At 65.1% G+C, this 6,475-nt stretch carries 6 protein-coding genes and 1 pseudogene; 5 read left to right on the top strand and 2 right to left on the bottom strand.

The window, feature by feature from the left end; genetic code table 11:
* A pseudogene (locus VNW74_RS14960) lies at nucleotides 1-153 on the bottom strand (esterase); the annotation flags it as partial.
* A 263-nt stretch (nucleotides 154-416) separates the two neighbouring features.
* On the opposite strand from VNW74_RS14960, the gene VNW74_RS14955 reads away from it, so the two are divergent.
* From VNW74_RS14955 to VNW74_RS14945, 3 genes are all read left to right on the top strand, one after another.
* Nucleotides 417-1,352: an SGNH/GDSL hydrolase family protein gene (locus VNW74_RS14955; protein WP_414686688.1), complete on the top strand. Its 936-nt coding sequence runs from the start codon at nucleotides 417-419 to the stop codon at nucleotides 1,350-1,352.
* Nucleotides 1,353-1,492: 140 nt separating this feature from the next.
* Nucleotides 1,493-2,710, top strand: coding sequence for an acetyl-CoA C-acetyltransferase (locus tag VNW74_RS14950; RefSeq protein WP_325678109.1), 1,218 nt, complete (start codon nucleotides 1,493-1,495; stop codon nucleotides 2,708-2,710).
* A 154-nt stretch (nucleotides 2,711-2,864) separates the two neighbouring features.
* Nucleotides 2,865-3,482, top strand: coding sequence for a hypothetical protein (locus VNW74_RS14945; RefSeq protein ID WP_325678107.1), 618 nt, complete (start codon nucleotides 2,865-2,867; stop codon nucleotides 3,480-3,482).
* Nucleotides 3,483-3,561: 79 nt separating this feature from the next.
* Here VNW74_RS14945 and VNW74_RS14940 read toward each other — a convergent pair whose 3' ends face one another.
* Nucleotides 3,562-4,413, bottom strand: coding sequence for a Bax inhibitor-1/YccA family protein (locus VNW74_RS14940; protein ID WP_325678105.1), 852 nt, complete (start codon nucleotides 4,411-4,413; stop codon nucleotides 3,562-3,564).
* A gap of 221 nt (nucleotides 4,414-4,634) precedes the next feature.
* Between VNW74_RS14940 and VNW74_RS14935 the strand changes: the two genes are divergently transcribed.
* Both VNW74_RS14935 and VNW74_RS14930 read left to right on the top strand, forming a co-directional pair.
* Nucleotides 4,635-5,672 carry an enoyl-CoA hydratase/isomerase family protein gene (locus VNW74_RS14935; RefSeq protein ID WP_325678103.1) on the top strand — a complete coding sequence of 346 codons (1,038 nt, stop codon included), beginning with the start codon at nucleotides 4,635-4,637 and terminating at the stop codon, nucleotides 5,670-5,672.
* Between the two features lie 13 nt (nucleotides 5,673-5,685).
* Nucleotides 5,686-6,468 (top strand): enoyl-CoA hydratase, encoded by a 783-nt coding sequence (locus VNW74_RS14930; protein WP_325678101.1) that lies wholly within the window; start codon nucleotides 5,686-5,688, stop codon nucleotides 6,466-6,468.
* The last annotated feature ends 7 nt before the right edge of the window (nucleotides 6,469-6,475 follow it).

Below are 6,475 nucleotides of genomic sequence, written 5' to 3'. Positions count from 1 at the left end.
GGCCAGCGACGCGACCATTCCCGCAAGGCTGGGACCGCTCTCGACGACCTCCACGGGGGCGCCATCGCTGACGGGAAACCTGCTTGCCCGCAACGCGTCACGGGCACGAATCGCATTCCGGGGCGCGCCCGAAACCTTGCTGGGTGCGGTCATGCTCAACACTTCCTACGTCGTTGTAGTCAGTCGACGAAGCAACGGAGCATCAGGTTCAGCTGTAACCCAGTGGGCGTAGCCGGCCTAGCACTCAGCCAACCTCGCAAACTTAGCTTGACACCTCTGAGAACTTCAACAATCAAAGAGTCGCATTCGATACCAGAATTGATCCGTCCCGTAATCGTGTCGACCCTCGGCTCCCTGGACCCCGGCCGCGGGCGACATAAACTGATCACGTGGTACTACGCGCGCCGCGGCGTTCGATGGTTGCGCTGGCCGCCGCAGGTGCGCTGGCGTCGACCGGCACTGCCTACTTGGGCGCCCGCAACCTGCTGATCGTCCAAGCCGCGAAAGCGCGCAGCGTCATCCCGAAATCGTGGGACGTCCCGCCGCGGGCCGACGGCGTCTATGCCCCCTCAGGCGGTCCCGTGCAGCGCTGGGAGCGCGGGATGTCCTTCGACCTGCACCTGATGATCTTCGGCGACTCGACGGCAACCGGGTACGGCTGTCGCACCGCGGAGGAAGTTCCCGGGGTGCTGATCGCGCGCGGACTCGCCGATCAGAGCGGCAAATGCATCCGGTTGAGTACCAAAGCGATCGTCGGCGCCACATCGAAGGGGTTGTCGGGCCAGGTCGACGCGATGTTCGTGGCGGGCCCGCCGCCGGACGCCGCGGTGATCTTGATCGGTGCCAACGACGTCACCGCGCTTAACGGCATCGCCGCCTCCGCACGGCGACTCGGTTCGGCAGTGCGGCGGCTGTGCGCCAGCGGCGCGGTGGTCGTCGTCGCCACCTGCCCCGACTTCGGCGTGGTCAGAGCGATCCCCCAGCCGCTGCGCTGGACGGTCCGCACCCGGGGTCTGCGGCTTGCCCGCGCCCAGGCCGGCGCGGTCAGGTCGGCCGGCGGCGTGCCGGTGCCGCTGGCCTCATTGGTCAACGACAAGTTCCGGCGTGCGCCCGAATTGATGCTGTCTGACGACCAGTTTCATCCCTCGGCCGCCGGATATGCACTTGCCGCGAGCCAGATGTTGCCGGCGTTGTGCCAGGCGCTCGGCGAATGGGCCGGCGAGCCGGCCCTGTCGTCGGCAACCGGCACCGAGGCCGGCCCCGGCCATTTGACGCTGAGGCTGCTATCTCGACTGTGGCGCCGGCCCACCACCGGGGTGCCGGCGCCCCTCGTCGTACCCGCCCAAAGCTAGCTCCTCCTCAGGCCACTACACGGCCCGCATCGTCGCCGGGCTAGAACTGATTGCCCGGCTCCTCCTCAGGCCACTACACGGCCCGCATCGTCGCCGGGCTAGATTCGGGTCCAGACCACACCCCACCGGAGGAAGCCGTCATGCCCGAAGCCGTCATCGTCTCAACCGCCCGTTCGCCGATCGGCCGCGCCATGAAAGGGTCGCTGGTCAGCATGCGCCCCGACGACCTGGCGGCGCAGATGGTCCGGGCCGCATTGGACAAGGTGCCCGCGCTGAACCCGCACCAAATCGAGGACCTGATCCTGGGCTGTGGCCTGCCGGGCGGTGAGCAGGGCTTCAATATTGCCCGCGTCGTGGCCGTCGAACTCGGCTACGACTTCCTGCCCGGCACCACCGTCAACCGATACTGCTCGTCGTCGCTGCAGACCATCCGGATGGCCTTCCATGCGATCAAGGCCGGTGAAGGCGACGCGTTCATCTCCGCCGGCGTCGAGACGGTTTCCCGGTTCGCCAAGGGCAACTCGGACTCTTGGCCGGATACCAAGAACCCGCTGTTCGACGAGGCCCAGCAGCGCACGGTCGAAGCGGCCGAGGGCGCCGACGACTGGCGCGATCCCCGCAAAGATGACGCAGTGCCCGATATCTACATCGCGATGGGTCAAACCGCCGAAAACGTCGCCATTCTCACCGGAGTCAGCCGGGAAGACCAGGACCACTGGGGGGTGCGTAGCCAGAACCGGGCCGAGGAAGCGATCAAGAGCGGTTTCTTCGAGCGCGAGATCGAACCGGTCACCCTCCCCGACGGCACCACGGTCAGCACCGATGACGGTCCGCGACCGGGAACCACCTACGAGAAGGTCAGCGAGCTCAAACCGGTGTTCCGGCCCAACGGCACCGTGACCGCGGGTAATGCCTGCCCACTTAACGACGGCGCCGCGGCGGTGGTGATCACCAGCGACACCAAGGCCAAAGAACTCGGCCTAACTCCGCTGGCACGCATCGTCGCCACCGGGGTGAGCGGCCTGTCCCCGGAGATCATGGGCCTCGGACCGATCGAGGCGAGCAAGAAGGCGCTGGCGAATGCGGGGTTGTCGATCAAAGACATCGATCTGTTCGAGATCAACGAGGCCTTCGCGGTGCAAGTGCTCGGCTCCGCCCGCGAACTGGGCATCGACGAGGACAAGCTGAACGTGTCGGGCGGAGCGATCGCTCTGGGCCACCCGTTCGGCATGACCGGCGCCCGGATCGCCACCACGCTGCTGAACAACCTGACCACCTACGACAAGACGTTCGGCCTGGAGACCATGTGCGTCGGCGGCGGCCAGGGCATGGCGATGGTGATCGAGCGGCTGAGCTGACACCGCAGCACGCGTCTTCTGGTTTGCCGCCAAGACCGGCGTAATCGCACGGTTCGGGGATGGAATCACGCGGACTGGGTTACGGTTTGCCGGCTGCCGCCCGGTGGCCTACGCATCCGAGTTCGAGATGACTCGGTCGAAGAGGAGCGGCGCGATGAGTATTTCCCGGAAAACAATTGCACTAGTGACGGCCGCGGCGGCAGTCACTTCAGCTTCGGCGGCCGGTTGCAGCAGCAATCCGAAGTCACCGACGGCCTCGTCGACGTCAGCCACCGCGGCCACGACAAGCCACAGCTCGACAGCGAGTTCGGCGCAAGCCCAGTCCGCCGACTACACCCGACTGCTGATCCAGGCCAGTGACATCCAGACGCCCATGGCCTTCACCGCCGGCCCGGTAACACCGAACCCGAATGGCCAAGCCGGGGTGGAGACGACGTTCAGCAACGACGACAAAACTCGCCAGATCCACGACACCATCCTCGTTTTTGGTGATCCTGCTGCGGCGGCAAGCGCGCTGGACGCCGCCAAGGCGAAGCTGGCTGATTCCGTCCAGGGAACACCCGGACCGGCCGCCGTGGGAACTGGCGGTACCACAGTCTCGGGCAACTCGCCGGACGGCTCCAAGGGAGTGATGATGGTGCTGTTCACCGAGGGCAAGGCGTTCGCCACCCTGAACTTCGTTGGCCCTCCTGACATGCTGCCGCCACCGGATTTCGTCACCGACCTCGGACAAAAGCAAGACACGGTCATCAAGAACGGACTGTCTGGCTAAGGCGAACCGGCCCCGGCACTTGCGCGGTGCACAAAAAAGCCGGCACGTTCCGTACGTGCCGGCTTTTTTGTGTCAAGCGCTAATCGTTCTGTAGGTAACTGAGCAGGCGCAGGATCTCGATGTAGAGCCAGACCAGCGTCACGGTCAGGCCCAACGCGATACCCCAGGCCGCCTTCTCGGGAGCCCCGGCGCGGATCATCTGATCGGCGGCGTCGAAGTCGATGAGGAAGCTGAACGCGGCCAAACCGATGCAGACCAGCGAGAAGATGATGGCCAACGGTCCACCGCTACGCAGCCCCAGCCCCTCGCCGTGGCCGACGCCGAACATCCCCAGCACCAGGTTGCCCAGCATGAGGACCACTACACCGAAGACGCCGGCGACGATCATCCGGGTGAACTTCGGGGTGACCCGTATGGCGCCGGTTTTGTAGACCACCAACATCCCTATGAAAACGCCGAGAGTGCCCAGGATCGCCTGTCCGATCAACACACCGGCATTTGTGGTCGACACCGAGAAGTGGGCAAGCAGGAAGGAGATGGCTCCCAAAAACAGCCCCTCCAGGGCCGCGTACGTCAGCACGATCGCGGGGCTGTCCTGCTTGCGCCCAAAGGTGGCGATCAGTACCAGTGCCAGCCCACCGAAAGCACCGATGAAGGTGAACGGGCCGGCCAGCGCGAGGTTGGCCTCCACCATGAAGTAGGAGACGACAGCCACCGCCGAGAGCACAGCCAGGGTGATCCCGGTCTTGGTGACGACGTCGTCAATGGTCAGCGGCCGGGCGACGCCTGCCCGCTGGTCGACATACGGAGCATAGGGGTCCGCCTGATGCCCATACTGGGTCGCGGCGCCCGCGACGCCAGTCCCGAACTGCGCATATCCGCCCCGCTGCTTGGGCAGCGAACGAAATACCGGGTTACTAGTCTCCCGCACCGTCGGATCCTCTTCTCTTGAGCTGTGACTTCGATCTGTGCGAACAACTGATCAACGAACGGTAGTCCAGCCGTGTTCCCAGCGGAGCGTTTACTCGGTGACGGCTGGACCTACTCTAGATAAACCTTACCCGCGAGCGCTCCGCTGCGGGTGACGATCTAGATTGCTGGTCGAGTCCTGACCAGCAATGAACCGGCATCCATCGACGGGAGACGACACGCGTGACCGACGAATCCGACGATATTTTGAGCCGCGTCGAAGACGGTGTCGGTTTTGTGACGCTCAATCGCCCCAAGGCGATCAACTCGCTGAACCAGGGCATGGTCGACGATCTGAGCACGGTTCTTGCCGAATGGGAGCAGGACGCGACGGTCGGTGTGGTGGTGCTTTCCGGCGCCGGGGAGCGCGGCCTGTGCGCCGGCGGGGACGTGGTGGCGATCTATCACAGCGCCCGCGCCGACGGGGTCGCGGCGCGACGGTTCTGGCACGACGAGTACCTGCTCAACGCTCGCATCGGCCGTTTCCCGAAGGCTTACGTGTCGTTGATGGACGGCATCGTGATGGGCGGGGGCGTGGGTGTGGGCGCACACGCGAACACCCGAGTGGTGACCGATACGTCCAAGCTCGCCATGCCCGAGGTGGGTATTGGCTTCATCCCCGACGTCGGCGGCGCTTATCTGCTGTCGCGCGCGCCGGGGTCGCTGGGTTTGCACGCCGCACTCACCGGTGCGCCGTTCTCCGGCGCCGACGCCATCGCACTGGGATTCGCCGATCACTTTGTTCCGCACGACAAACTCGACACATTCAGCCAGGCCATCGTCGCCGACGGCGTCGAGCAGGCGCTGGCCGCCCATGCCATCGAACCACCGCCGAGTGGCCTTGTTTCGCAACGTGATTGGATCGACCAGTGCTATGCTGGCGACACCATTGCCGATATCGTCGCCGCACTGCGCGGCCATGACGCCGGGCCCGCCAACGACGCTGCCAACCTGATCGACACCCGCTCTCCCATCGCGCTGTCGGTGACTCTGGAGGCGGTGCGCCGTGCCGTCAAGATGGACACGCTGGAAGATGTTCTGACCCAGGACTATCGGGTGTCGTGCGCGTCGCTGCATTCACATGATCTGGTGGAGGGCATCCGGGCTCAGCTGGTCGACAAAGATCGTAATCCGAAGTGGTCGCCGGCATCGCTGGGGCAGGTGACCGCGGCCGACGTCGACGCATACTTCGCACCGGTCGACGACGACCTGACGTTCTAGAAAGGCAGCTCCAGTGACTGAAAAGGCTTATGAAACCATCCTGGTCGAACGCGACGCGCGGGTCGGCACCATCACGCTGAACCGGCCGCAGGCGTTGAATGCGCTCAACAGCCAGGTGATGCATGAAGTCACCAGCGCTGCAGCGGAATTCGACGCCGATTCGGGCATCGGCGCGATCATCATCACCGGTTCGGCGAAAGCATTCGCCGCCGGCGCCGACATCAAGGAAATGTCGCACCAGGCGTTCGCCGATGTTTTCGACGGCGACTTCTTCGCACCCTGGGCCAAGCTGGCTGCCGTGCGCACTCCGACGATCGCCGCGGTGGCCGGACACGCGCTGGGCGGTGGCTGCGAACTGGCGATGATGTGCGATCTGCTGATCGCTGCCGACACAGCGAAATTCGGCCAACCGGAGATCAAACTCGGCGTGCTGCCCGGCATGGGCGGTTCGCAGCGGTTGACTCGGGCGATCGGCAAAGCCAAGGCCATGGACCTGATCCTGACCGGCCGCACCATCGACGCCGCCGAGGCCGAGCGCAGCGGCCTGGTGTCGCGGGTGGTGCCCGCCGACGATTTGCTCACCGAGGCAAAAGCCGTCGCCACCACGATTTCGCAGATGTCGCGGTCAGCGGCCCGGATGGCCAAGGAGGCGGTCAACCGCGCCTTCGAGTCCACGTTGGCCGAGGGGCTGCTCTACGAACGTCGACTGTTCCATTCGGCATTCGCCACCGATGACCAGTCCGAGGGGATGGCGGCATTCATCGAAAAACGGCCTGCCAACTTCACCCATCGCTGAGAATGCT

This window comes from Mycobacterium sp. (assembly GCF_035570115.1).
GTDB lineage: Bacteria > Actinomycetota > Actinomycetes > Mycobacteriales > Mycobacteriaceae > Mycobacterium.
This window is presented reverse-complemented; position numbering and strand designations above follow the sequence as displayed.